Genomic DNA, 26,528 nt, shown 5'->3' on the forward strand with positions numbered 1-26,528 from the left:
ATTCAGAATCACGAACCGTTTTGGTTTGCCCGTTTGCTGGATGAACTATAAGCAAGGGAGGAACTTAGCCGTGAGGCAGGAGCTTGGTATTCGATGTCTCGACGTTCTCGGCGCGAGCGCCGGCCTGTTGCTCGCGCTGCCGTTGCTGGCAGTGGTGGCCGTATTTGTCAGAGTCAGCTCACCCGGGCCGGTTTTTTGCCGGCAAGTTTATGCCGGTGTTGATCGCCGCCGCCGCCAGCGCCGCATCATGAATCTGCCGCTCGCGGCTGACCGCCGCCAGCCGGAGAAACGGAAAAAGGATTTGCACGGCAAGCCGTTCACGGTCTATCGCTTCCGCACCACCCATTGCGGCGCCGCCAGGGAGGAGCTGGCGACCTTGCCCTTTGCCAGCGAGCTGTATACCACCAGCATTGGCAGGCGGCTGCGCGGCTGGCGACTGGACGAGCTGCCCATTCTGTGGAATGTTTTGCGCGGAGAAATGAGCTTGGTGGGGCCGCGGCCCGAGCCGCCCGGCTTGACCGGTAAAAGAGCCAACGCGCGAATTGACTATCGCAAACGGCAATGCGTGAAACCGGGACTCATCGGTTTGGCGCAACTGTGTGCCAGCCCGGGCTACACGCCTGCTGAAACAGCACGCAGGATCGACTTGGACTTGTACTACGCCACGCACCGCGACTGGCGGCTGTATTTGCGTATTCTGGCAGCGGCCGCCTGCCGGGTTGTGGGCAGTGACAGGCATGAACTGTTGGCGAATACCGCCAACCCGCTCCGCCTGTGCCGGCCGCAGGAGTCGAGGCAACTCGTGGTGGAAAAGAAAAAATGACGGCCAACGCGTGCGGCACTGTGTATGCGGCAGGATCCTCCCGGCAGAAGACTGCGCCGAATACCACAAAACCTCTCAGCGAAACTGTCCGGCTGCGCCAGAACAGGGAGATCTTCGCCTAGTCATTGGCAGCCGCCTCCGCGCCGCCTGTGCCTCCAGCCTGGGCGTCGCCTTCTGTCCGCGCGGAGAGCAATTTGCGTTTCTCCCGCGCGAGTGTCTCTTCCAGCCACTGAATCGCTTCGTCATCGGACTGGCCGCGCGTCAGGTAATGTTCGGTGACGATCTCAGTGATTCGCTGGTTGTGCTTGAAAGCGGGATTCAATTGCAGAATGGTCTTGTAGAGCTGTAAGGCCTGTTCGTCTCTTCTTTCCTGCATGAGGTAAATATCGGCCAGCGAGCTGTACAACCGCAGGCGGTGGGGTGAACGCTTCAGCATTCTTTCGTAGATGCGGGCCGCCGCCGAGATATTGCCGCGCATGAGTTCAAACCGCGCTCGCGAAGTGGGGAGCAGCCCGATGAGTACGATCAGTCCCACGCTCAGCACCGGGAGCAGGTAGGCCATCAGCCGGCCGGCGCGGGTGGAAATCGGGCCGACGCGTGACAGTTCGACCGTGTTGAGGTTGGCGCGCGCTTGCACCAATTGATCGGCCGCGTTCAGATAGTTGGGCCGCACCAATTGCAGCTTCTCCAGTGTGATGACGGCATGAATCCAATCCTGTTTCGCCATTGCCACTTGTGCTTCCAGGTAGAGCGAGTCGGCCCAGGAAGAGGGCACCATGATGGCGTTGTACTCATCTTGCAACACCGAGTCGGGCGGTGTGCGTCTGTTCTGCTGTCTGGCGCCGCTGTCTTGTGCGGCAGCGGTGGCACACAGGATGATCAGCAGGAAGCCCAGCGCCCGGCCGCGAGGCTTTGCTGCAAAAGGCATGACCGTCGGCATGATTGATTTGACCTCCACCTATTGCCCAAAAACAAGAAGGCGAACATGCGCACCGTTCTCCCGCCAGGGGAGGGGGCGATTTCGCCTTCAGCTTGCAGGCCCGTCGTCCTGCACGGAAAGGCAACTCACAGCGACACCGTGAGTCCACGAGCAGTTTATCCTCTCGTTTCTAACCTCAAGACCGGCACCTTGCGGAAAGCGGCCGCGGCGCTGCAAGCGTTTGGCGTTGCGGGGTTTCCGCACTTGCCGGCATTGCATTGTATGGTTGATGGCATAAGTGTCGCTGCGACGCACGCGCCTCGGCTTTGATTTCCCGCGAAGAATGACCCTGCGGCAGGTTGGGCCCGAGATTCCTCGCCCGGGCAGCGGTGTCAGGGGTGTGCGATATCCTGCGTTCGACTTCTTTGCGCCGCCGGGTGTTGGCTACACTTCTGGAATGGGATGAAACGAAGCACGCGAACTGCCGGTTCGGTGTCTCAATACGTCTGACCAACCACCGATTCTGATACACTCCTTTACGCTGGTTTGCACCATCAATTGCGACTGCGCTGGCGCTCCTTCGCCGTCCGCGGCGGATTTCACCGGCATGAGGCCACAGGAGCCACGGCAATCAGCCCTTGGTACCCAATGCCCTTCACCGGGCGCCTGCCCGCCGCGGTTTTTGTGGTTGCACTGGCAAACGTGTTGTGGCTGGCGGCATGGGCAGGACAAAGCACGCAAAAAGGAGCCGGCCGCGAAAGCGGGGAGAAGGCTGACCGGAAACACGTTTTCACAGGGGACGCGCGCCATTTTTGACGCTGATCACGAGCTCGGCAGAATTGTAGTGGCTGGATATGGAATGGCCGCTGCCACGCGCACTTGCGCCGGCGCCGGCTTGTTTGAAGAGGAGATGCATGCGAGCACTCGAGCGCTTCCTTGTGGCTTGGCTCATCACCTGCGGTGCGGCCGGATTGCAGGCGCAGCCGCAAAACCGTGAAGCCCTGCAATGGTTCAGCACCGGCATCATGGCGGCCGACCTCGACAAAAAAATCGAGGCCTATCAGCGCGCCATTGAGCTGGATCCGGCCTATGTCGAGGCCTTGTACAATCTCGGCATGGTCTACAAATCACGGCAGCAGTATGACCAGGCGGCGCAATTTCTCGGCCGCGCCTACCAGGCCCGGCCCGGCCAGACCCAGACCGCGCTGCGGGTTCAGATTCTCTATGAGCTGGCGGCCACGCAGTTGAAGCTCGGTCAATTGCGCGAAGCCGAGCAGGGCCTGCGCAACGCCAAAGCGCTGGCCCAAGACCAAACCATGGCGAGCCTGATCTCGTTTGAGCTTGGCCGCTTTCTCCATCAGCGCCACCGCCATGCCGAGGCTCTGGCGGAGTTGCGCGCCGGCATGTCTTTGGAACCGGACAACCGACTCAAGTTCGCAAATCTGATTCTGGCCGTGGAAAGGGCGCAGCAGCTTCAGACGCTCTATGATCAGGCGCAGCAGGCGCGGCAGGCCGGCCATCTCACCGAGGCGCAGGCCAAGTTGGCGGAAATCATCGCCGCCGATGCGAATTTCAGAGATGTGCAGGAGCAATACCTTAGCCTGCAGGCCAAACAAAAGGCCGACACCGACAAGGCTGCCTTCAATGCGCTTTATGAAGAGGCGCGCAAACTGGAGAGCGCAGGAAAGATCGAGCTGGCAGTGGCCACTTATGAGAAGCTCGTGAGCCAGGCCGTGGTCTTCAAAGACGCGCGCACCCGGCTGCAAAACTTGCAGCAAGAACTCGAAACGCGCCGCTCGCAGGAGACGCTGGAAACGCAATACACTGCCGGTTTGGCGGCACTGAAAGCCCGCGACTGGGCGCGCGCCACGATCATCTTCGAAAAAATCCTGCAAACCGATGCCGGATTTCGGCAGGCGCGCCAGAAGCTCCGTGAAGCGCAAAGCAGTCTGGATCGGGAGAACTCCGAAACCGTGCTGGCCCGCTTCTATGCCGAAGGCTTGGCGGCAATGAAACAGGGCGATGTGCGCGCGGCTCTGGTGGCCTTCGAGAAAGTACACAAGATCAATCAAGACTACCGCGATGTTGCCAGCCTGCTGGCGGAAGTCGAAGAGATGATGGCCAAAGGTCCGGTGCTGCGCGCGCCGCGAACGGCGGTGCTGGAACAGGATTCGCTTTATCGCGCTGCCCAGGCCGCGATCCAGCAGGAGCACTGGACGGAGGCGGTAAGGCTGTTGGAGCGGCTGCAAGCCGCCGCGCCGGATGACCCCGTGCTCATTGATCTGCTCGCCCAAGCGCGCGCCAACCTGCGACTGGTCGTTCCACCGGCGCCGGCTGCAGCGCTGCGATCGGGTCCGCCGATCTTACTGATCAGCAGTGCGCTGATGGCGTTGCTGATGCTGCCGGTGATCGGTTTCTTCGCGCTTTCGCCCACGCTGCGGGCGCGGATCGCGTTGATGCGCGGCGACTACAACCGCGCCGAGCAAATCTATGAGAAGCTCCTGCAGCAGCATCCCGGCCGGCTGAAGCTCTATCCCTCGCTGGCCAATATCTACTTGCTCACCGGCCGGCGGGACGAGCAGGCGCTCAAGGTCTACAAGACCATCCTGCAACTCAACTTGATTACCTCGAATCGCGACGAGATCAACGCTGCGGTCGCGCAAACCTACCTCTCGCAAGGCCGGATGGACGCCGACGCCATCAAGGTCTTTGAAGACATGCTGCAAGCCGAGTATCGCAAATCCGAGTTGCTGACACGTTCCCAACACGGCAGATCCTGAGCGGCAGACCTCCGGCGCTGACGGCCGCTGCCGCCGCGCCTGCCCTCAGCCGAACCATCACCACTCTTCCAGGAGGTGATCCGATGCAAGCCAAGTCCTGTTCTTCTATCTTCACCGCTTTATTGCTGGGCTTGTCCGCCGCAGTTGGATTTGCCCAGGTCAGAAACCCGGAAGCTGTGCGTTGGTACAATGCCGGCGTCTTGGAGAAAGACGTCGCCAAAGCCCTCACCGCATATGAAGCTGCGGTCACGCTTGACTCCACGTTTGTGGAGGCGCTGTTTGCCCTCGGCTACGCCCATAACAGCCAGAAGAACTTCGTACCAGCCGAGCGTTATCTCAGTCGGGCCGCCCGCTTGATGCCGGCAAACATGAAAAACTCCTTCAAGGTCAAAATCTACTATGAGCTTGCCAACGCGCAGCTCAGCAAGGGCGATTTGAACGCGAGTGAAGAGTCCCTGCGCAGGGCCCAGTCTCTTGCCAAGGATAACAAGCTCAAGACCAATATCACCTTCAAGCTGGCGCGGCTGCTTTGCCAGCAAAATCGCATGCTGGAGGCGCTCACTGAGCTCAAGGCAAGGCGCCAAGAGGATTCGAAGAACAAGGACAGTTTCGACAGTTTTATCGCGCTGATCGAAAAGGAAATCGCTGCGGCCCAAACACCGCAACCGGCCCAGGCGGAAAGCACGGTCGCGCTCGCGGCCGCCTCGGCCACCGCGGTCGAACCGGCCGCGGACTCGCAGCGCGCCGCACTGCCGGCGGTAACGCGCCAGGAAACGCCCGCGGCGGCGGAAGCAAAACAGACCGCGGAGGAGCTTTATCAACAAGCCGTGGCGCTGGAAGCGGAAAACAATTTGGAACTGGCGCAGGCCGCCTATGAGGCGCTGTTGCAGCGCATGCCGAACTTCAAGGACGCGCGGCTGCGCCTGCAAAGCACGCAGCGCCGGCTGCTCGAAAAGCAAATCGCCCTGGAAATCGAGCAGAAATACACCGAAGGCCTGGCGGCTCTCAAGGCAAGTGACTGGCTGGGCGCGATTACCGCCTTCGAACGAGTGCTCGAACTCCGGCCCGATTACAGCGAAGTGAGTCAGCATCTCGTCGAAGCCCAACGCCGCCTGGATCAGGAGAACACCGAGGAAGTGCTGGCGCGCTATTACGGCGAAGGTTTGAGTGCGATGCGCCGCGGCGATCTCGGCCGTTGTTTGGTGGCTTTCGAAAAAGTGCGGCGCCTGGACCCCAACTACCGCGAGGTCGCCGAGCTGCTCGCGCAGGTGGAAAGCGAAATTCAAAACCAACGGCTGGCAAGCATGACGCCGGCAACTCTGCTGGGTGCTTCAACGACGGTGGATTCCCTTTATGACGCGGCGCTGCGCTTCATGCAGCAAAATGAGTGGAAGCAGGCGGTGGTGACGCTGGAAAAGCTGCGCATTCTTGCTCCCAGCAACGGTGAGATCAACCGCTTGCTGGCCCAAGCCCGCATGAATCTCAGTTTCTTGGAAGCGGATATGGCGAGCGTGGACGCGCGCGACGAGACGCGCCGGGTGTTGACCACTGCTGGAATGCTGATTGCGATCATTCTGGTGCCAGTGCTGTGCTTCTTCGTTTTTTCGCCCTCCGCGCGCGCCCGCTTGCATTTGCTCTTCGGCGATTTTCCCGGCGCCGCGCGCTTGTATGAACGCCTGATTACGCAGAAGCCCGGCCGGGTCGATCTCTATCCTGCGCTGGCAAACATCTATCTGCTCTCCGGCCGCCGCGATGAAAACGCCATGAAAGTGTACAAGACCGTCTTGCAGCTCGATCTGCCTGTGCAAAACCGCGAACAAATCAATGCAGTGTTCACCCAACACTACCTGGTGAACGGACGCGGCGATGCCGACACCCTCAAGGCGTTGGAGAGCGCCATTCACATGGAACTCAATCGCAAGAGCGCCCGGCGCGAATCCTGAGTCGGAGGGGTGTTCGGGGCGGCAGGACGGCGTTGCGCAAAGGTCGTGCGGCATCTTTTCTGCGGTCCAATTGCGGCCGCGCGCGCGTGGCGGCGGACAGCTTGTCTGCTCGTCACCGCGATTTCTTATTGCGATCGGGACTGAACCGGGCAAGCGAACGGCTGGCCCTGTCGGTACCGGCTGAAAAAAATACTTCACGCTTTCGCAACTTGCATTTCCTTGCGGTAATGATTTCTGGATGCAAATGGCAAATCTCTGGTCATCGGTCATGAAGGACGTTGGGATGAAATACCACCTGGCCCATTGCGGCATGCTGCTCTTGTTGTGTTTGTTGCTGCTGCCGCCGCTTTCGGCCCATGCCCAGTCCCGCAGCCCGGAGGCCAACAAATGGTTCAAATCCGGCCTGCGGCAGAAGAATGCGGAGCTTGCCATTGCCGCCTACCAGCAAGCCATCGCGCTGGACCCGAGTTTTCAGGAAGCGCTGTACAATCTCGCGCTGTTGTATCGCAAACGGAAGGACTATGCCCAAGCGCGGGACTTGCTTGAACGGGCACGGGTGCTGGGCGCCGATCCTGCCAAAGAGGACTGGCGATTCAAAATCGTTTATGAGCTGGCTGCCCTCAACCAGCGACTCGATGATTTGGAAGGTGCGGAGGAGGCGCTGCGGCAGGCGCGCGACCTTGCCGCCGATGCCAAATCGCGCACGTTGGTGTCATTGGATCTGGGCAGATTGCTCTATCAACGCGGCCGCTATCGTGAGGCATTGGCGGAATTGCAGGAAGGGCGGCGCAACGCAACCGCCAACCTGGCGGAATTCGACAAGCTGATCCCCTCCGTCGAGGAGGCGGTGCAGCTCTTTGAGCTTTATCAAGAAGCGGCAAAAGAGCGGGCGCGCGGCAATCTCAACAATGCGCTGGCGCTGCTGCGGCAAATCGAGGCGCAGAAGCCCGGTTTCATGAATGTCGGCCGCGAAATCGCCGCCCTGGGCGCGAGTCTGGAAGCTGCCGATCGCGAAGAGGTTTTCCATCGGCTCTATCTGCAGGCGCAAAGCTATGAGGCCGACGACCGCCTCGAACTCGCCATCACCACCTACGAAAGCCTGCTGCAGTCAGCTCCCGGCTACAAGGATGCCGAAGCCCGGCTGCAGCGTGTGCGCCGGCGGCTGGATGACAAACAGCGCTTGCTGAACGTGCGGCCGTGGCTGGCGCGCATCCAGGCGGACACTGGCCGCGCCGTACTCGAAGCCCGCGCCCGGCGTTACTACCTCGACGGCCGACGCGCCCTGGCCAGCGGCAACTACAGCCGCGCGTTGGTAGCCTTCGAAAAAGCGCGCGAACTCAATCCCTACGATACTGAAATCGATACCCTCCTGGCGCACGTGCGCAACCACCTGTTACCGGCAGCCACCGTCTTGCCGTTTGAAATGGTGGACGCGCCGGTCGCGGTCGAGACGGCCACTGGTGATTCTGCTGTGCGGGCTGCGCCAGATTCCGCCGTCCCGATTCCCGAAATCATGCCGGTGACCGTCGAACCTGCCATCACGCGGTTTCCCGACGATGACACCAGCCTGTATGCCCAGATCGAGTTTGCCCAAGAAGAGGAGGAAGCGGTCGTGGCCGCCGGTCTCAATTGGGGCATGATTCTCTTTGTCGCCGCGATCGTAACGGCGCTGGTGGTGTTGCCGTTCAGCGGCGTATTTCCGCATTCCGATCAGGTGCGGGCGCATGCTTTTCTCTTCCTGCGTGATTTCAATCGCGCCGCTTCGATTTACGAAAAGCTGCTGCAGCAGAATCCCCAAGCCACCGGCCTTTACCCACGCCTGGCGGAGATCTATCTGCGCACCGGTCGCACCGATGGGAATGCGCTCAAGGTCTATGAGAGTGTTTTGCAGATGAGTCCGGCCACGCGCAACTGGGACAGGATTTCCTCGATTGTGGCGCAGAGCAAGCAGCAGAGCAAGCGAGCGGCCGCGCCGGACGAGGCCGCCGGCCGCAACCGGAGTCACCCTCCGCCGCGCGAACAGCGGCGGTGAGCGCGCCGTTTTCCCTCACCTTCATCCAACGCACCCCACGGATTTCCCCGATCCTCTTGTGCCTTTCTGCAGCCAATACCTTTGGGGGTAAAATATGTAGAATGGACTCGTTGCAGTGGCGGTGAGGAGAATTCGCGCCGAAGCCAATCATCTTGCACATGCTGTTGCCGGTATCCCGGGATCGGACGCCGGTTCCCGTAGCTCATCTCAAGGAGGCTTGCTGTGACGTCACGACAAGGTCATGACTCACGAGGGCGGGTCATCGCACTCGCTCTCTTGTTGGTGTGGCTGGTGCCCAGTCTTTCCCGGGGGACGGACGTTGCCGGTCGCCAGTCCGGAACGTGGGATCTGGCCGGCAGCCCTTACCTGGTGACGGACGATGTGAATGTACCGCAGGGAGAGACTCTGGTGATTCAAGCCGGCGTGGTAGTGAAGTTTGCCGGCGCGTTCAGCCTCAAGGTGCACGGGGTTCTGCTCGCCAATGGCACGGCCGCCGACCGCATCGTTTTCACCTCGGCCTTCGACAACGAGTTTGGCTGGAGCGGTGTGGCCAGCCGCCGTCTGCCCACGATTCGCGACTGGCTCGGCCTCGAGTTCTTCGGAGAGGGTCAACCCGGCTCGCAACTTTCCTTCTGTGTGATTCGCTACAGCGACCATGCCGTCATCGCCAAAAACGCACAGCCGGCACTCAAGAATCTCATCATTACCGACTGCGACGTTGACCGGCTGCTCATCAACGGCCGCGAGGTTCCGGTGCTGGACGGCATCGAAAGCGACTACAGCACGAGTCGGGAAACCGTTGCTGCCCCCGCCGGTTCGCCGCCGCGGGAGGAGGCGCACATGCCGCTGGCCGAGGAGAAAAATGGCGGCGAAACGGTTGCCGCCTCGGCTTTGACTGCCGAAGCCACCGTGCTCGGCTTCGTCAGTGATGTCGAAACCGGCGAGCGCCTGCCCGGGGCTAACCTCGAGCTGATTCCGGAAGGCATTGCCGGTCAGGCCACGGGCACGGTCTCCGGCCCCAACGGCGAGTTCGAGATCAAAGACGTCATTGCCGGCGTTTACACCATTACCGCCTCCTACCTCGGCTATGAAAAGAAAGCGCTGCCGCAGGTTGAGCTGTCACCCGGCATGACCAAGGCGCTGGAAATCTCGCTGCTGCACGTCGGGCTGCAACTCAATCCCGTCATCATTACGGCCTCGCGCCGGCCAGAGAAGATTTTCGAGGCGCCGGCTGCCATCTCGCTGCTGGAAAGCGCGCAGCTTCAGTCCAAGTCCGTGCTCACACCGCTGGAGCACATCAAAACTTTGCCGGCAGTAGACTTTGCCAACACCGGCATCAACCAGGCGAACATCGTGGTGCGGGGATTCAACAATACCTTTTCCGGCGCGCTGTTGGCGCTGACCGACAACCGCATCGCGGGATTGCCCTCCTTGCGCTTCAATGCTTATAATCTGATTCCAGTCGCAAACGAGGATTTGGAGCGCATCGAAGTGGTGTCCGGTCCGGGCGCTGCCCTCTACGGTCCCAATAGCGCCAACGGCGTGGTGCATCTCATCACCAAATCACCGTTCGGATCGGAGGGCACCACCCTCAGCGCCGGCGGAGGCGAGCGCATCGAATTCATCGGCTCATTCCGCCACGCCAACAGTCTGGGCGAGCGCCTGGGCTACAAAGTTTCCGGGCAATATTATCAAGGCGTGGACTGGTACTCTCGCGATCCGGCCGAGCCGGAATTTTTCGAAACCGGAGGCAAGCGTGTGCCCGCCCCCGGCCGCGATTTCGACGTCGAACGGTTGAGCCTTGATGCCCGCCTGGATTTCCGGCCGCTGTCAGGCATGACCGGCATTCTCTCCTCGGGATTCAGCCAGGCCAGCGACATCGAATTGACGGGCATTGGCGCGGCGCAGGCGCGCGATTGGCGTGTCTACTACGTGCAAGGCCGGCTGTACTACAAAAATCTCTTCGCGCAGGCTTACTTCAATCAAACCGATGCCGGTGACACCTATCTGCTGCGCACCGGCGCGCCGATCGTGGATAAATCCAGCCTGATGGTGGGACAAGTGCAGCACAGCTTCACGCTGTGGCGCCGCCACCGCTTCACCTACGGCCTCGACGCGCTGCAGACCAAGCCGAACACCGGCGGCACCATCAACAACCGTCACGAACCGTTCGACCGCATCGATGAGCGCGGCGCGTTTCTGCAGTCGGAAACTTCACTCTCCTCCCGGCTCACCGTGATTTTGGCCGCACGCGTGGATGATCACACCTTCATCAAAGACAAAGTGATTTCTCCGCGCGCCGCGCTGTTGCTCAAACCGCGCGAGAATCATACGCTGCGCCTCACCTACAATCAGGCATACAGCACGCCTTCCGCCAACAATCTCTTCCTGGATATTCTGTCAGCCACAGTGCCGACCAAAGCGATCAACCCTGCGCTGGAACCGTTGCTGGGGCCGGTTTTCTTCAATCTCTATGCGGAAGGCACGGCGCCGCGCATGGGCGGCTTTGCGCGCACCAGCGCCGGCGGATTTACTTTCCGGCGGGGCGCAGATCAGCGGCCTCAGATGATTTCACCTTTCGACCCGGCGCCGGGTGGCGGCAACGGCTATCTCGCGCCCGATGCCAATTCCGTGTGGCCGGCCTTGCGCAACTTGGTCCTGGCCTCGCAGCCTGCCGGCCCGGCGCGTGAGGCGCTGGCGGCGGCGTTGCCGCGCACTCTGAGCGCGAACGTGCCCGGCGTGTTGCGTGCGTTCAATCCCACCGCGCGCGCGTTTGACTTGCCGGTTGCCACCGTCGCGGACATTCCCCTGACCAAGCCGACGATCACCACGACCACGGAACTCGGATACAAGGGTTTGTTCAGCCAAAAACTGTTGGTGGGGGTGGATCTCTATCGTTCGCGCGTGAGGGATTTCATCGGCCCGCTGAATGTGGAAACGCCCCATGTGTTCGTCGATCCGGCAGCGCTGGCGCAAGTGCTGGCCAAAGATTTGAAGGCCAACGGTTTCTCGCCCGCGGTCGCAGAAGCGACGGCGCAAGGCATTGCGCAGAACCTGGCGAATCTCCCCATTGGCTTGATTTCACCGCAAGAGATTCAAAGCGCAACAGAAGTGATCATGACCTATCGTAATTTCGGCGATATTTCATTCTACGGCGCGGACCTGAGCCTGGGCTGGTTTCTCAATCGAAGCTGGCGGCTGGGTTTGAATTATTCCCATGTCAGCCGGGATTTCTTTGCCAAAAACGGCCGCCAGCCGCATGACATCGCGCTGAATGCGCCGCGCAACAAGCTCAGCGCCAGCGTCCGTTTCACCGCGCTCAGCTCCGGCTTGGAGACCGAAACGCGGCTGCGCCACGTTCAGGGCTTTCCAGTCAATTCCGGCGTCTATATCGGCGCGGTACAAACCTACACGGTGGTGGATTGGGACATGAGCTTCAACCTCAGCCGGAGCACCCAGGCCTTGCTTGCCGTGCAAAACCTGCTGGATAGCCCCTACCGTGCATTCGTGGGCGCGCCGTTGATCGGCCGGATGATGACCCTGCGGCTGCTGCAATCACTGTGACGCTGTGCCGCGATTCTCCGGTTGTTGATAAAGCTGTTCCACACGCGCACTTGCTCGCGCACGATTTTCTGCTGCACTGTTTTGGGGCTGCGCCTTCAGGAGGAGTGCGAGCCATGCCTTCTCCCGCAATGAGATTCCAGTGATGGAGTTCGCTGTGATCACGATCGGTTGCTTATGAGCCTGCCGGCGAGATTTGCCATGCGACAGACTTTGCTGCAAACCTGCCTCGGGGTCGTGCTGATCCTGAGCCTGACCGGACCCGCCGCGCCACAATCGCAGAACGAACGTGCGGCCCGCCTGCTCGAAGCCGGATTGCGGGAATCCGCACCGCGCAACAGAATCTCCGCCTTCACCCGCGCGCTCGCGCTCGATCCTGATTTTGTGGAAGCGTCATACAACCTCGGCCTGGTTTACAAACAATTGCAGGACCACGTCCGCGCGGAGCAATTCCTGCAGCGGGCGCGGCAGAGCTGCACCGCCAAGACCAGCAAGGATTTGCAGCTTGCTGTGCTTTATGAACTCGCGCTGACCTGCAAGCGACTGCACAAACTGCCGCAGTATGAAGACGCCTTGCGCGCCGCGCAAAGCCTGGCGCGCGCAGAACAAATCGGCGGAACCATTTCGTTTGAGCTGGGACGGTATTTCTATCAACAAGGCCGGCTGGACGAGGCCCTGGCCGAGCTGCGGGAGGGGCAGAGGCTCAACCCCGCGCAGGCGCAGCAGTTTGCCAACCTCGCGCGTTTGGTTGAGAACGCCCGGGCGGTGCAGCGCTTGTGGGCCAACGCCGAACAGGCCGAGGCCGCAGGCCGCCTGCAAGAAGCGCGCTCCCTGTTCGAGCAGATCTCGGCGCAAGCGCCGGATGATGAAAACGCCCGGACCAGGCTGGCAGCGGTGACGGAAAAACTGCGGCGGCAGCAGGAGGAAACCGTCTGGCAGGCGCTGTATCAGCGGGCGCAAGCTTTGGCCGCGGCAGGCAAGTGGGAGGAGGCCATCAACGCGTATGAAGGGTTGCTGGAAAAGGCCGGCGACTATCGCGAGGCCCGGGCGCGCTTGCGTCAAGCACTCGAACAACTCGAGCTCTCGCAAGCGGCTGCGCAAAGGCAGCGCCAACTCGAGGAAGTGGAGGAGCTTTATGATACCGCGATGAGCGCATTCAACCGGCAGGAGTGGGCGGCTGCCATCGCGGCCTTCGAAAGGATAACGGCCTCCATGCCGAATTTCCAGGATAGCGCCAGCCGTCTGGCCGCGGCCCGGCAAAACCTAGCGCAAGAAACTGCCGAAGCCGGGGCGGCGGCTCTCTATGAAGAAGGCCGCGCCGCGCTCGCGTTAGGCGACTGGCCGGCCGCTGTGCGCGCTTTGCAGCAGGGCGCGCGCCTGGATCCCTCCTACAAAGACATCGCCGTCTTGCTGGCAGAGGCGCGCCAGCAGCGCCAACAATCCCAATCGCCACGAGCGCCGGCGCCTGAATCCGGGCACGCCCGCGTGCTGCATGATTCGCTCTATGCGGCTGCGCGCACGGCCATGGCAAACGAAGATTGGGGCCGCGCCATCCTGCTGTTGGAGAAGCTGCGGCGGACCGCGCCGCAGGATCCAAACCTGGCCGCGCTGCTCGCGCAGGCCCGGGTCAATCTCACGTTGGTGGCTTCGGAATTGCCCAGCGTGAATGCTGCCGGGGGATTGGGCAGCGCCTTGTTCATCGGCGGCGCAGTGACCGGTTTGATCCTGCTGCCCTTGCTCGGTTTCATCATGTTCTCACCGGAGGCACGGGCGCGCCTGCATCTGCTGCACGGCAACTACGACGCTGCCGCCGGCGTCTACGAAAAGCTGCTGCTCGACAAACCGAATCGCGTGAGCTTCTATCCGGTGCTGGCAAGCATCTATTTGCTCGCCGGCCGCCGCGATGAAGCCGCGATGAACATCTACAAAACCGTCTTGCAGTTGAATCTGGCAACCCGCAACCGGGAAGAGATGAGCACCATCGTGGCGCAGGCTTATCTTTCACAAGGCGTGAGGGATACGCAGGCGATCAAGATTCTCGAAGAAGCGTTGCGCGCCGAAGTGCGCGGCCGGAGCCAACGGCCGGTGGCGGGCTGAATCCGGCTGGGGCCGGCGCCTCGATGGCAATCGTCGGCGCGCCCAAGGACTTGCGCACCCTCCGGCGGCGCGGCCGCTGCACCTCGCCTCAAATCAAAGCAAGTTCTTCTCGAAGGCTTTGGCAATGGCCTCCGCCTGCGTGTGCACGTGCAGCAGCTCATAGATTTTCTTGATGTGGCATTTCACCGTGTTTTCGCTGATGAACAACTCCTCGCCGATGGTGCGATAGCTCTTTCCCTCCCGCAATTTCTGCAAGATTTCCCTCTGCCGCGGCGTCAGTTGCGGCCCAGTCTGGCTGTGTTGAAATGAACCCACCACCAGCCGCGCGATTTTGGTGCTCATCGGTGCGCCGCCCGCAACCACTTCCTGCAAACTGGCCAGCAACTCGGCCGGCGGTGTGTGTTTCAAAAGATACCCGCACGCGCCGGCACGCAGCGACTCGAAGATCAAGTCATTGTCCTCGTAGATCGTCAGCATCACCAGGTCCATCTCAGGCCACCTCGCCTTGATGCGGCGCACGCCCTCGATGCCCGACATGCGGCCGGGCCGGAACCGGATGTCCATCAGCACCACTTCCGGCAGATCGCTCTCCAGCCGCTGCAGCGCGGCTTCGCAATCGGCGTAAGCGCCCGCGCAGGTGAATCCCGGCGCTCCGCCGATAATGATCGCCAGACTCTCGCGAATTTCGTCCTCGTCTTCAACAATGGCCACTCGAATCATGCCGGTATCGCTCTGCTGAATCGTTCAGGATTGATCGGCGGCCACGGCAGGCGCGTGCTTGCCGTTCCTTGGCCGCCAGTGGTCAGCGCGGGCAAGCTCGGCGTGGTCGGCGCGGCCCGCCTCCGCGGCCGGGATCTTGGCCACCAAGCGAATCGCCGTGCCCTTGCCCTCCCGCGAGATCACCTGCAGTTCTCCCTGCACGGCGCGGGCACGCCGTTGCATATTGTAAAGGCCCTTGCCCGGCGGACAGCGGCCGGCATCGAAGCCCTTGCCGTCATCGCTCAGCGTCACGGCATATTGCCCGTCGGCAGCGGCAAACGCGAAGCGGACCTCGCGGCAGTCATCCCGCGTGTGTTTGAGAATGTTGTTCATTCCCTCCTTGAAGATGCAGGTGAGGTTCTGGCGGACTTCCATCGGCAGCACTACCTGCTCCAATGCGGGCGTGAGGCCTTCCAGCCGAAAGCGAATGCCGGTGCGATCGAACAGTTTCTCGCCGAAGTCCTTCAGCTTGAGCGCGGCATCATGCAGGGTGTTTTCAGCGGGATCCAGCGACCAGATGAAGTCACTGATGTCTTTGTGCAGGCTTGCCGCCACCGCCATGATGCGTCCGGCATGCTCGTCGAGATCCTGCGCGCCCTGGCGCAAGCGCGCCTGCAGCACGCCGCAAAACAGCGAAATCTTCGTGAGCTTGTGGCCCGATTCGTCGTGAAAATCCGCGGCGATTTGCCGGCGCACACGTTCGCGCTCCTCGCGCCGCGCCTGCTCCACCGCCTGCCAACGCGCCATTTGCTCCTCGTTTTTGATCCGCGCGATTTCCGCGACCCGGGCGCGCACCTGGCGCAGCCGCGCCCGATGCCAAAGCGCCAGACTCGCGGCCAGCAGTATGCTCACGCCGCCATAGAACCACCATGTCCGCCAGAACGGCGGCGTGATCACGAGCGCCACTGCCGCGCCGGTTTCATTCCACACCCCGTCACCATTTGACCCTTTCACGCGGAAAACATAGCGACCCGGCGGCAGGCCGGTGTAGCTTGCGCTGTTGCGCGTGCCGCACGCAATCCACTCACGGTCGAAACCCTCGAGGCGGTAGGCATATTCGTTTTTCTCCGGCCGCGCGAAGTGCAGTGCCGCAAACTCGAGGGTGATGAAATTTTCGTCATGCCGCAGCCGCAGTGGCCGGCCGGTGAGCGGCCTGGGCTGGTCGAACACGCGCAGCGAGGTGAGGGCGATTTGCGGGGCCAGCGTGTCGGGCGGCAGAAGTGCGGGATGAAAGCGGTTGAATCCGTTGATGCCGCCCCAGAACATCTCGCCGCCGGCACCTTGGCAGAAGGCGCCGAGGTTGAACATGTTGCTTTGCAGACCGTCGGCCACCTCGTAGTTGCGAAACTGCCGCGCGCGCGGATCGAAGCGGCTCAATCCTTTTTGCGTGCTGAGCCACAGCCCGCCGGCCTCCGCTTCGAGTATGCCGCAAATCACGCCGTTGGGAAGCCCGTCCGCCTCGGTAAAAATCTCAAAGCGCTGATGCGCAGGATCGAATTTGTTCAGCCCGTCGCTGGTGCCGACCCACAAGTTGCCGGCGCCGTCTTCGTGGAGGGCATAGACGTAATCGTTGCTCAAGCTCGCAGGATCATCGAGGCGGTGGCGATAGGTGACAAAGGTTTCGCTCTGCCGGTCGAATCTGCTGAGGCCACGATAGGTGCCGATCCACAACACGCCGCTCCGGTCTTCGTGCAGCGTATGCACGAAATCATTACTCAGACTGCCGGGATTCGCCGGGTCATGGCGATAGTGCTTGAATTGCGCGCTGCCCGCGGCCAGGCGGTTCAATCCGCCGCCCTCGGTACCCACCCACAGGTCGCCGTAGTGATCCTCGCAGATGACGCTGACGTTGTCGTGGCTCAGGCTGTGCGCTTCCTGCGGCTGGTGTCGGAAATGGGTGAACCGCGTACGGCTGCGATCCCATCTGCTCAGCCCGCCGCGCAGGCTTCCGATCCACAGATTGCCGTGACGATCCTCCCGCAGCGAGGTGATGAAGTTCGAGCGCAAGGCAGCCGGTTTGTCCGGCCTGGCGCGATGATGAACAAAGCCGCCGCCGGCCCGCGCCGGCAATTCATTGAGCCCGCCGCCAAACGTGCCGACCCAAAGCGTGCCGGCCCGATCTTGACAAAGCGCACGCACATCATTGTGGCTCAAGCTGGCATCATTTGCCGGCTCGCGTTGCACGAGCGCGATGCATTGCTGGTGGGGCACGAGCTTGGCAACACCGCCCTGGTAGGAACCGATCCACAAAATACCTGAGCGATCGTGACAGAGCGCAACCACGGCATTGCTGCTTAAAGAAAAGCGATCGGCGGGATCTTGCAGATGGCGGTGGAAGCGGCCGGTGCTGCGTTCCAGTTTGTTGAGACCGGCCGCGCTGGTGCCGATCCACAGATCACCATCGCGATCCTCGACCATTGGCCCAATTTCATCCTGACTCAGGCTGAAAGGATCCGCCGGATCATGACGAAAATGGATGAACGCCGCGCCTTCCGGCGTGGGCGCGGCCGCGAACACACTGTCCTTTGAATGCTGCATTCGGTTGAGGCCGCCGCCCAGCGTGCCGATCCAAAGCGTGCTTGCCTGATCTTCATAGATTGAATTGACGGCATTGCGGCTCAGACTGCGCGGGTTGTTGGGATCATGCCGAAAGGTCACGAATTCACTGCGGGCGCGATCAAACAAGTGCAGGCCACCGCCCAGAGTGCCTACCCACAGCCGGCCGCGCCGGTCGACCTGCAGGCTGCGCACAATTGGATTGCCGGAGCGGCCGGCAACCAGAAATTTGAAAGTGTAATGCAAAAACGCGGCGCGGGTGGGAATGCGCGCGCCCTCCTCTGCTTGCTCGAGGCGCGTGGCGCCAGGCAGGCGATCCAGCCCACGATTCGTGCCCACCCAGAGATCGCCGGCAGGATCGCTGGCAATCGCCCACACGGTGTTGTCACTCAGGCTTGCGGGATCTTTCTCCTCATGCAGAAAGCGCGTCGCCGTCTCAGTCACGGGATCGAAACGATTCAAACCGCCGCCCCACGTGCCAATCCACAGGGCACCCTGCGCATCTTCATGAATCGCGATGATGTCGTTGAATGACAGCGAATGCGGATCGCGCGCCTCGTGGCGATAGCAGGTGTAACGCCGGCCGTCATACTTGACCAAGCCGTACATCGTACCGAACCACATGAATCCGCTGCGATCTTGGTGGATGGCGTACACCAGGTTGTGAGAGACACCTTGTTCGAGGGAGAGAGGTTCGAAGCGAAGTTTCGGCGTTTGGGCCGGCGACTTCGCCGGCAAGCTGAGTGCAGCGAGAAGCAGCAGGCAGGCGTGCCTGCGCACTGATTGCGATGAGTTCATCACGCTGATCGTGGCCTCGAGTTGGGTGGATTGTCTCGAATTGCTTTCGTCCGCGCGCCAATTGTGCAGTTCCAAGAAAGAGGACGATGAAGGACGGTGGTGAAAGGACGTCTCCCGCAGACATTTTGTTCAAATGCGCCGCGCAACGTCGCGCTGCCGCAAGTTGCCGGGCACAGTCGCGCACGGCCGGCACGCGTGCAATGGCGGGCCATTGGACTTCGCGTCTGCACCGCCGTGACGTTTCACGGCACCAGGCGCCGCGCGACTTCTCTCTTGAAATAACCGTTGGCGAGGTAGAGGTACAAGTCCTTGCCCGGGCACACGGTGCCCTCGGCCACGTCTTTGTGGCCTTTGATCACTTCGACCGGTAGATCATAGGTGCGGCACAACCACGCCATCAGCTCGACCACCGCGCGCAATTGCTGGTCATTCGGCCTCTGCACTTCGAAATTTCCCAATACACAAATCAGCGCGTGGCCGGTGGGATCATATGCCGTGTTGGTGTCGCCGGGAAGGCGCAGATCGCGGCCGGCGTAGATTTTTCCCTGCCAGTCGATCAGGAAGTGGTAGGGGAGGTCGATCCATTTCTTCTCGCGGCGTGACCAACTCTGCAGGTTGCGCAGATACTCGGCGGTGTCTTGGTCGGGGGGATATTCCTCGCCGCCGTGATGAAGTGTGATGAACTTGATTTGATGCGTGCGGAAAGAGTCCGCTATGGCCTGGCCGCCCCATTGCGCGACGGAGATGATTTCCGGAGCTGCAGACCGGGCGGGGGAGTGGTGGTGCGGCGTGCAGCCTGCTGCGAAAGCCAGACCCGCCAGCACAGGGAGAAGCCTCGCATTGCGGTTTTTCATCGGTCGGCCGGTGAAGGTGAGATTCTGTTTTGGCCAAGTTGTCGAATTGCCGGCCGCTTGTCAAGCGAAATTCTGCTCTCTATTGGTCGATCTGCTTGAACATCACCGGAATGTTCTTGTCCGTTGGCGTACCGATTTGAATCAACTGCCAATTCTTGTCATACTGCGCGATCAGGCGTTGCAGGCAGTAGGCGCGCTGCGCCGGCGGCTCCTCACACTGCTCCCAGGCGAGGATCTCAACGCGGTAACACAACCGGCGCTTGCGGCCGTTGATTTTGACTTCGACTTCGATCTGCTGATCCGCCTCCACGGCAGGCAGTTGAATCGCAATGGCAGGCATGCTCGGATCTCCCAAATACGGTCTATTGCGTTTCTTGAATGGGTTTGTTCAACGCTCCTCGCGCACGATGCGGCCGTCGAGCAAATGAATCGTGCGCTTGCCGTAGGCGGCGTTCTTCTCGGAATGCGTCACCTGCACGATGGTGGTGCCCTCCTGGTTCAATTTGCGGAAGAGTTCCATGATCTCTTCGCCCTGCTGCGAGTTCAAATTGCCGGTCGGCTCGTCGGCGAGAATGAGTTTGGGCTTCACGATCACCGCGCGCGCAATGCCCACGAGCTGCTGCTGCCCTCCGGAAAGTTGATGGGGGAAGAGATCCTTCTTCGCGACGATCTGGAAGCGGTCCAGCATGTCGGCCACCATGCTCTTGCGCTCTGCCGCCTTGATCTTTTGGTAGAGCAGCGGCGTTTCCAGGTTCTCGTAGACCGTCAGTTCATCGATCAAGTGATAGCTTTGAAACACGAATCCGATGCAGTTTTTGTGCAGCTCCGCGCGTTGTTTTTCGCTCAACTGGTGCACGGGCTGGTCGAGAAAGTAATATTCGCCCTGGCTGGGATCATCCAACATGCCGAGTATATGCAGCAGGGTGGATTTGCCCGAGCCGGACGGGCCCATGATGGTCAGGAATTCGCCCGGTGTGATTTCCAAATTGACATCCTGCAGCACGAAAGTCTTGACGAACTTGTTCGAATAGTATTTGAACAGGTTGTTCACACGGATCATGATTTTCTCCATTCATCGGGGTGATTTCTCGAAAGAGTACGTCAACCTCAGGCTCATTCATACCGCAAACTCTCCACCGGATTCGCCGTCGCGACGCGGTACACCTGCGAGCTGACGGTGATCAGCCCGATCATAAAAACAATGGCGCCGGCCAGAACGAAGTGCCACGCTTGCAGGTTGACATGATAAGCAAAAATGCTGCTCATTAAAGGTTCCAGACTGAAATAACCGCCCAGCGCCGCCAGGATGCTAGCCACTACCAACACAGCTACGATTTGCCGATTCAGCAACTGCACGATGTGCGCCACTGAAGCGCCCAGCACTTTGCGAATGCCGATCTCTTTGGTGCGCTTGACGATGATGAGCGAGCTGAGCGCGAACAAACCCATGACGGCGATGGCGATCGCCGCCATGGAGATGTAGATGAATAAGAGCTTGATGCTGCCATTGACCTGCACGGCTTCGGCGAGCACTTCATCCTGATAGAAGCCGGCATACGGAACATTGGGCGACAGGCGCTGCCAGATCTCGCGCAGAAATTCGTTGGCGGCTACGACGTTATGCAGATCGGTGCGCACAACGAGATAGCGAAACTGCTCGGGATCGGTCAAGCGCAGTGCGCAGGCTTGCATTGGCCGCCAGACACTGCGGTTGTAGAAATTCTTCACCACGCCGATCACGGTATAGCGCACGCTGTCGATGGTCACCTGCTTTCCCAACGGCTCGCTCCAGTTGAAATCAGCCGCCATCTTTTCATTGACGATGAGCGCTTGATCTTTATCAGTCGCGAGATTCGGATCGAAACTCCGGCCCTGCACGAGCTGCATGCCCATGGTCTCGAGATACTCGGCGCCCACGCTCAACACCGCCACTTGGTGCTTTTTGCTTTCACTCTCCGCTAACAATCCAGCCTGGTTATAGCCAACCTGATGGCGCGTTCCGGAAACGCTTTGGATGCTCGGATTTTGCTCGACGGCATTGCGATAAGCTGTATAAACGTTCGCGCTCCGAAGCGGAACCGCGATGGTTTGTTCGGCATCGAAGCCCAAATCCAGTTGCTCGAAGAAGCGCGCGTTGTGGGTAAAAACGATGCCCGCAATGATCGTCATGGTGGAGAGCGCAAATTGAAACGTCAAGATGCTGCGCGTCAGCCAATTGGCGCCGCCAAGTTGTTGCTTGCCTTTCAAAATGGCGACCGGACTGAAAGCGCTGACGTATAACGCCGGATACGCGCCGGCGGCGAAGCTCATGAACGCGAGCAGGCCGATCAGAAAAGCGAGCAGGCCCCAATTCTCACGATAATTTAAAACCAGATCGAAATCAGTCCACAGGTTGCTGTAAGCCGGCACCAGCCATTCCGCCAATCCAATGGCGATCAACAGGGCGATGGTACACAACAACAAATTCTCGCCGATGAATTGCGCGATCAATTGCCGGCGCAGCCCGCCCAAAACTTTGCGCACGCCGACTTCCTTCAGGCGCAGCGCTGAAAAGGCCAGCGAGGTGTTCATGAAATTAAAGCATGCCGTCAACAATAGGAGCACGGCGATGATGGAGGGCGCCAGAACGGCCGCCGGATGCACGCCTTCTTTGAGAATGTCATTGGTAAGGGCGCGGGCGCGTTGCGAGGCTTGCGCGAAGGGATCAAAATACAGCCGGGCGATCTGGAAGTCCGGCGAAGCGGCATTCTGCACCGCTAGATAACGATCAAGCTGCCGCGAAATGGCGGCGATCTCAACAGGAGACGCAAGTTGAATGAAAGTTTCGTGCGCCCAATTAGCCCAACTTTCTTGAGGTTCGTTGCTGACCTCCGCCAGCACGGCGTACGGAATGAGAACATCGAATTGCAAGCTGGAATTGGCTGGAATTTTTTGCACCACGCCGCCGACAAAGAAATCACGCGTTTTGCCGCTGCTATAATGGATGGAAACCTGCTTGCCGAGCGGGTCGTCTTCGCCGAAGTATTTCAGCGCCAGGTCTTCACTGATGAACAGCTTGCTTTTATCGTGAATGGCTTCGTGGCTGCCCAGCTTAAGCGGAAACGTGAACATTTCAAAAAAGCTTTCATCGACGTAGTAAGTCACTTCGTTGAAAATCTTGTCGCCGTATTCGAGCGCAGAGAGCGAGTACACCACCCGCGCCATTTTCTCGACCTGCGCAAAATCCCGCGCCAGCGCCGGGCCGAGCGGCAGCGGCGTGATGCCATAGTTTTGTTCGCGATCATTGACTGTGACCGTCGAGCGCGCGACAAATATGCGTTCAGCGTTCTCATGAAAACGGTCGAAGCTGCGGCTGTAATCATAGTTGAGATACGCCACCACAGCGCATGCCATCGCTACACTCAGCGCGACGACGTTGATAACGGCGTATAGTTTGTTCGCGATCAAATTTCGCAGGGCGATTTTGAGGTAGTTTTTGAACATGGCAGAGTCCGAAGTCTTTTGGTCCGAAGTCCGAAGCCAATTACCGAAGTCCAAAGTCTTTTGCCCGAGGTCCGAAGTCAGTGATTACATTATTTCTCACTTGGGACTTGACAGTAATCACGATCCTAATTATTTTGGAATATAAAACTCCAAAATGGGTAGCAAAATGGAATCATATATTCCAAGATTTTTTCAAGCGCCGCAGCAAAGTTTTTTCCTGTTCGGCCCTAGAGGAACGGGGAAATCGACCTTCTTGAAGCAGCACTATCCCGATGCGCTGTGGGTGGATCTGCTCAAGCCGGATGTTTTCCGCGCTCACCTCTCCCGACCGGAGCGCATTATCGAGCTGGTGCGCGGCAATCCGGAAAAGAGAGTCATCATCGTTGACGAAGTCCCAAAAGTGCCGGAAATCTTGAGCGCCGTTCACAGTCTAATCGAGGAAAAAATCAAAAGAACCTTTGTGCTGACCGGCTCGAGCGCGCGCAAGCTGAAAAGAACCGGCATCGATTTGCTGGCTGGGCGCGTGTTACTGCGAACGCTTCATCCCTTTCTGTTGTCGGAATTGCCCACTCCTCCATCCCTCGCTCAAACTTTGCAGCTCGGCCTTTTGCCTATCGTGATTTCGGCAAAGAATCCGCGCGACGTTCTCAAAGCGTATGTTTCGCTGTACGTTCGCGAAGAAGTCCAGACCGAGGGCCTCGTTCGAAACCTCGGCAATTTCTCGCGTTTTTTGGAGGCCGTCAGTTTTTCGCACGCCGGCTTGTTGAATGTCAGCAACGTTGCCAGAGAATGCGGCGTCGAGCGCAAAGCCGCCGAAGCCTACATCCAAATTTTGGAGGACATCCTCTTGGCGTTCAAGCTTCCGGTGTTCGCCAAAAGAGCGCGGCGCGCGGTGGTCGCGCACCCTAAGTTTTATTTTTTCGATACCGGCGTTTTTCAAAGCCTTCGTCCCCAAGGGCCTCTCGACCGGCCAGAAGAGATTGCCGGCGCGGCGTTGGAAGGCTTGGTGGCGCAACACCTTCGCGCCTGGAACGCTTATCGCAACGACTCCTACGAAATCTTCTTTTGGCGCTCGCGCGGCGGACTCGAAGTTGATTTTGTGCTCTACGGCAAAAGCGGCATCCACGCGATTGAAGTCAAAAATACCAACCGCGTGCGCCCGGAAGATCTCCGTTCTCTGCGCGAGTTTCGCCAGGATTATTCAAAGAGCCAGACCATTTTTTTGTATCGCGGCAAAGACAAGCTCTTACTCGATCACGTCCTGTGTATACCCTGTGAATTGTTTCTGAAAGCTCTGTCACCGCAAGTTGATCTCGGCGATATTGTGGAGGGCAGAGGGCCCAGAGCTTAGGGTGGAGCGCTTGAAGCATCTTTTTCTCATCTTTCTCCGCTTTTCGTCATCTGCCCTTCGCTCACTCGTACCGCAGCGCCTCAACCGGCTTCGCAATTGCCGCTTTGATCGCCTGGAAACTCACCGTCAGTAATGCGATGCCCAATGCGCCGGCGCTGGCAAGAACGAACGTCCAACCGTCAAGATTGGCGCGATAGGCGAAACCTTGCAGCCATTTGTGCATGGCGTACCAACCGACCGGCCAGGCAATGAGATTGGCGAGCAACACGAGTCTTATAAAATCAGACGACAGAAGAGAAACAATACTCGTCACCGAAGCGCCGAGCACTTTGCGAATGCCGATTTCTTTGGTGCGCCGCGCGGCGGCAAATGATGACAATCCGAACAAGCCCAGGCACGCGAGAATGACGGCGATGATGGTGAAGTAGTTGATCACCTGCGCCAGTTTTTGCTCGCCGCCGTAAAGCTGCTCCAGCTTGCGGTCGAGAAAAGTACATTCCAGCGGCCAGTCCGGCGAGAAGGTTTTCCACGCGTTTTCGAGCGTGGCCAGGCGCTCAGCGAAATTGCCCCCTGCTATTTTGACAGCGTAATAGTCATACCAGTTTGCATACGTCAACACTAGCGGCTTGATTTCGTGGTGCAACGACTCGAAATGATAATCCTGTATCACACCGACGACGTAGCCCGATTTGCCGATTTGATTGGTGCCGGGCGCAAAGAGCTGCATCTTCTTGCCGACGGCATCGTCTTTCCAGCCCAGCGAAGCCGCGGCTTTTTCATTCAACAGAAAAGCCTCGGCTTGATCCGACGGCGAAGTGCGCGCAATGCCTCTCCCCAGCTTGATTTTGATGCCGGCAGTTGCGAGAAAATCATAATCGATGAGCAGCAACGGCAGCATTGCCGGCTTGTCGATGGAGCCGCCTTCGGGAACGAAGCGATAGCCGAACGCGCCCTGTCCGGGAATATTTGAAGTGCCGGCAACATTGCGAATGCCGGGATCTTTCAACAACTCAGTGCGGAACGCCTCGAATTTCACATTCACCGCCGGCCGCGCTTTGACGAACAAAACTTGTTCTTTATTGAATCCCAATTCTTTTTCTTGCAGGAAACGCAATTGCCGGTGCACCGCGCCGAGGCCGATGATCAGCACGATGGAGATGGCGAATTGCGCCACCACCAGCGCTTTACGCAACGTTTCATTGCCGCCGCTCGCCGTCGTTGTTCTCCTGAAATTGCCGACAGGATTGAAACGCGACATGAAGAACGCCGGATACAAACCGGACAACACGCCGACAAACAATGCCAGGCTGAGGATGAGAAGAAGTCCGGTCCAATTTCCCAGAAAGTTGATTTCCAACTGCCTTTCAGTGAGTTGATTGAACGCAGGCAACAACAGCTCGACGAGACCGGCGGCGAGCAGCATGGCGACCAATCCGGCGATGGTGCTTTCGCCCAGCATCTGGGCCACCAGTTGCGATTTTCCCGCGCCGACCACTTTGCGCACGCCGACTTCCTTCGCACGCGTGCCGGATTGCGCGGTGGAAAGGTTGACGAAGTTGATGCAGGCGATGACGAGAATCAGCACCGCGATGGCCGAAAAAATGTAGACGTACAAAATATGGCTGTTCGGCTGAATTTCGTTGTCGAGGCGAGAATGCAGATGAATGCTCGTCAACGGCTGCAGCGAAAGCGTGAGGCCGCCTTTGATGCGGTCGGGAAAATATTTGGTGACAAACGTCGGAAATTTCTCGGTCAGACTTTGTGCGGCATGGTCGTTAGACAACAACAAATAGGTCCACGCGCCGGTCCAAAACCACTGATTGTGGCGTCCGCCCGGGCCGTTCTGGCTTTCCCAGAGATTCAATTGAAACTGCAGCGGCGCGAGGAAGTCGAACTTAAAATGCGCGTTGTTGGGGACGTTTTTCATCACGCCGGTGACTTTGAGATCGAATTGCTTTTGATAGCGCAGCGTTTGGCCGAGCGGGTCTTCATCGCCGAAGTATTTGCGCGCCATGTCTTCCGAAAGCACAACGCTGTTCGGCTCGATGAATGCGGTTTTCTCATCGCCTTTGATCAAGGGGAAGTCGAACATTTCGAAAACGGCGGGATCGGCGAAGAAAAATCTTTCCTCGATGAATTGGCGGTCGCCGATTTCGATCATCGGGAAATCGTCGTTGCGATAGAAGCGCATCGCTCTTTCGACTTCCGGAAAATCGCGCGCCAACGCCTCCGCTGCCGGAAACGGAATGGAAGGCTCACGATATAACACGCCATTCAAATCCAGATCGAGCCGGACGCGGAAGATCCGATCAGCGTTCTGATGAAACTTGTCGTAACTCAGCTCGTGCAGAACGTAGAGCGTGATCAAAATGCAACACGCCATGCCCGCTGCCAGGCCAGCGATGTTGATGGAGGAATAGACGGCGTTTTTCTTCAAATTGCGCAGCGCGATTTTGAGGTAGTTTTTGAGCATGGCTGACTCCAGTTATCAGTTATCAGTGTTCAGTGATCAGTTGACTGGTTACTACTGAACACTGATGACTTATTACTTCTTCACTCATAACGCAGCGCA

The 26,528-nt window shown here is 59.4% G+C and carries 15 protein-coding genes; 7 read left to right on the forward strand and 8 right to left on the reverse strand.

Going from position 1 to position 26,528, the window contains the following annotated elements:
- Positions 1-70: 70 nt before the first annotated feature.
- Positions 71-823, forward strand: coding sequence for a sugar transferase (locus L6R21_07385; GenBank protein ID MCK6559008.1), 753 nt, complete (start codon positions 71-73; stop codon positions 821-823).
- Between the two features lie 118 nt (positions 824-941).
- Here L6R21_07385 and L6R21_07390 read toward each other — a convergent pair whose 3' ends face one another.
- On the reverse strand, positions 942-1,751 hold the full coding sequence (locus L6R21_07390; protein MCK6559009.1) for a tetratricopeptide repeat protein: 810 nt from the start codon (positions 1,749-1,751) through the stop codon (positions 942-944).
- A 905-nt stretch (positions 1,752-2,656) separates the two neighbouring features.
- Between L6R21_07390 and L6R21_07395 the strand changes: the two genes are divergently transcribed.
- The 5 genes from L6R21_07395 (at position 2,657) to L6R21_07415 (ending at position 14,155) form a co-directional block, all read left to right on the forward strand.
- A complete protein-coding gene (locus tag L6R21_07395) occupies positions 2,657-4,522 on the forward strand; it encodes a tetratricopeptide repeat protein (GenBank protein ID MCK6559010.1) in 1,866 nt (621 codons plus the stop codon).
- Between the two features lie 83 nt (positions 4,523-4,605).
- Entirely contained in the window at positions 4,606-6,465 is a 1,860-nt protein-coding gene (locus L6R21_07400) for a tetratricopeptide repeat protein (protein MCK6559011.1), read from the forward strand.
- A 283-nt stretch (positions 6,466-6,748) separates the two neighbouring features.
- Positions 6,749-8,497: a tetratricopeptide repeat protein gene (locus tag L6R21_07405; GenBank protein ID MCK6559012.1), complete on the forward strand. Its 1,749-nt coding sequence runs from the start codon at positions 6,749-6,751 to the stop codon at positions 8,495-8,497.
- A gap of 222 nt (positions 8,498-8,719) precedes the next feature.
- Entirely contained in the window at positions 8,720-12,061 is a 3,342-nt protein-coding gene (locus L6R21_07410; GenBank protein MCK6559013.1) for a TonB-dependent receptor, read from the forward strand.
- A 198-nt stretch (positions 12,062-12,259) separates the two neighbouring features.
- Positions 12,260-14,155: a tetratricopeptide repeat protein gene (locus L6R21_07415; GenBank protein ID MCK6559014.1), complete on the forward strand. Its 1,896-nt coding sequence runs from the start codon at positions 12,260-12,262 to the stop codon at positions 14,153-14,155.
- 93 nt (positions 14,156-14,248) lie between these two features.
- Here the strand turns inward: L6R21_07415 and L6R21_07420 are convergent, their stop codons facing one another.
- The 6 genes from L6R21_07420 to L6R21_07445 all read right to left on the reverse strand — a co-directional run bounded on the left by L6R21_07420 (position 14,249) and on the right by L6R21_07445 (position 22,605).
- Positions 14,249-14,875 (reverse strand): response regulator transcription factor, encoded by a 627-nt coding sequence (locus tag L6R21_07420; protein ID MCK6559015.1) that lies wholly within the window; start codon positions 14,873-14,875, stop codon positions 14,249-14,251.
- A gap of 24 nt (positions 14,876-14,899) precedes the next feature.
- A complete protein-coding gene (locus L6R21_07425; GenBank protein ID MCK6559016.1) occupies positions 14,900-18,094 on the reverse strand; it encodes a histidine kinase in 3,195 nt (1,064 codons plus the stop codon).
- 416 nt (positions 18,095-18,510) lie between these two features.
- Positions 18,511-19,092: a peptidoglycan recognition protein family protein gene (locus L6R21_07430; protein ID MCK6559017.1), complete on the reverse strand. Its 582-nt coding sequence runs from the start codon at positions 19,090-19,092 to the stop codon at positions 18,511-18,513.
- A gap of 109 nt (positions 19,093-19,201) precedes the next feature.
- Positions 19,202-19,462 (reverse strand): hypothetical protein, encoded by a 261-nt coding sequence (locus L6R21_07435; protein ID MCK6559018.1) that lies wholly within the window; start codon positions 19,460-19,462, stop codon positions 19,202-19,204.
- A 48-nt stretch (positions 19,463-19,510) separates the two neighbouring features.
- Entirely contained in the window at positions 19,511-20,182 is a 672-nt protein-coding gene (locus L6R21_07440) for an ABC transporter ATP-binding protein (protein ID MCK6559019.1), read from the reverse strand.
- Positions 20,183-20,235: 53 nt separating this feature from the next.
- Positions 20,236-22,605 (reverse strand): ABC transporter permease, encoded by a 2,370-nt coding sequence (locus L6R21_07445; protein ID MCK6559020.1) that lies wholly within the window; start codon positions 22,603-22,605, stop codon positions 20,236-20,238.
- 166 nt (positions 22,606-22,771) lie between these two features.
- Between L6R21_07445 and L6R21_07450 the strand changes: the two genes are divergently transcribed.
- Positions 22,772-23,956 (forward strand): DUF4143 domain-containing protein, encoded by a 1,185-nt coding sequence (locus L6R21_07450; GenBank protein MCK6559021.1) that lies wholly within the window; start codon positions 22,772-22,774, stop codon positions 23,954-23,956.
- A 61-nt stretch (positions 23,957-24,017) separates the two neighbouring features.
- Here L6R21_07450 and L6R21_07455 read toward each other — a convergent pair whose 3' ends face one another.
- On the reverse strand, positions 24,018-26,429 hold the full coding sequence (locus tag L6R21_07455; protein ID MCK6559022.1) for an ABC transporter permease: 2,412 nt from the start codon (positions 26,427-26,429) through the stop codon (positions 24,018-24,020).
- Positions 26,430-26,528: the final 99 nt, after the last annotated feature.

It is taken from the genome of bacterium, assembly GCA_023150945.1.
Lineage (GTDB): Bacteria > Zhuqueibacterota > Zhuqueibacteria > Zhuqueibacterales > Zhuqueibacteraceae > Coneutiohabitans.

Excerpts from the sequence above, each read along its gene's own strand:
- L6R21_07390 (MCK6559009.1), bottom strand. The coding sequence starts at position 1,751 with ATGCCTTTTGCAGCAAAGCCTCGCGGCCGGGCGCTGGGCTTCCTGCTG.
- L6R21_07395 (MCK6559010.1), top strand. The coding sequence starts at position 2,657 with ATGCGAGCACTCGAGCGCTTCCTTGTGGCTTGGCTCATCACCTGCGGT.
- L6R21_07400 (MCK6559011.1), top strand. The coding sequence starts at position 4,606 with ATGCAAGCCAAGTCCTGTTCTTCTATCTTCACCGCTTTATTGCTGGGC.
- L6R21_07405 (MCK6559012.1), top strand. The coding sequence starts at position 6,749 with ATGAAATACCACCTGGCCCATTGCGGCATGCTGCTCTTGTTGTGTTTG.
- L6R21_07415 (MCK6559014.1), top strand. The coding sequence starts at position 12,260 with ATGCGACAGACTTTGCTGCAAACCTGCCTCGGGGTCGTGCTGATCCTG.
- L6R21_07420 (MCK6559015.1), bottom strand. The coding sequence starts at position 14,875 with ATGATTCGAGTGGCCATTGTTGAAGACGAGGACGAAATTCGCGAGAGT.
- L6R21_07425 (MCK6559016.1), bottom strand. The coding sequence starts at position 18,094 with ATGTGGTTCGGTACGATGTACGGCTTGGTCAAGTATGACGGCCGGCGT.
- L6R21_07435 (MCK6559018.1), bottom strand. The coding sequence starts at position 19,462 with ATGCCTGCCATTGCGATTCAACTGCCTGCCGTGGAGGCGGATCAGCAG.
- L6R21_07440 (MCK6559019.1), bottom strand. The coding sequence starts at position 20,182 with ATGATCCGTGTGAACAACCTGTTCAAATACTATTCGAACAAGTTCGTC.
- L6R21_07445 (MCK6559020.1), bottom strand. The coding sequence starts at position 22,605 with ATGTTCAAAAACTACCTCAAAATCGCCCTGCGAAATTTGATCGCGAAC.
- L6R21_07450 (MCK6559021.1), top strand. The coding sequence starts at position 22,772 with ATGGAATCATATATTCCAAGATTTTTTCAAGCGCCGCAGCAAAGTTTT.
- L6R21_07455 (MCK6559022.1), bottom strand. The coding sequence starts at position 26,429 with ATGCTCAAAAACTACCTCAAAATCGCGCTGCGCAATTTGAAGAAAAAC.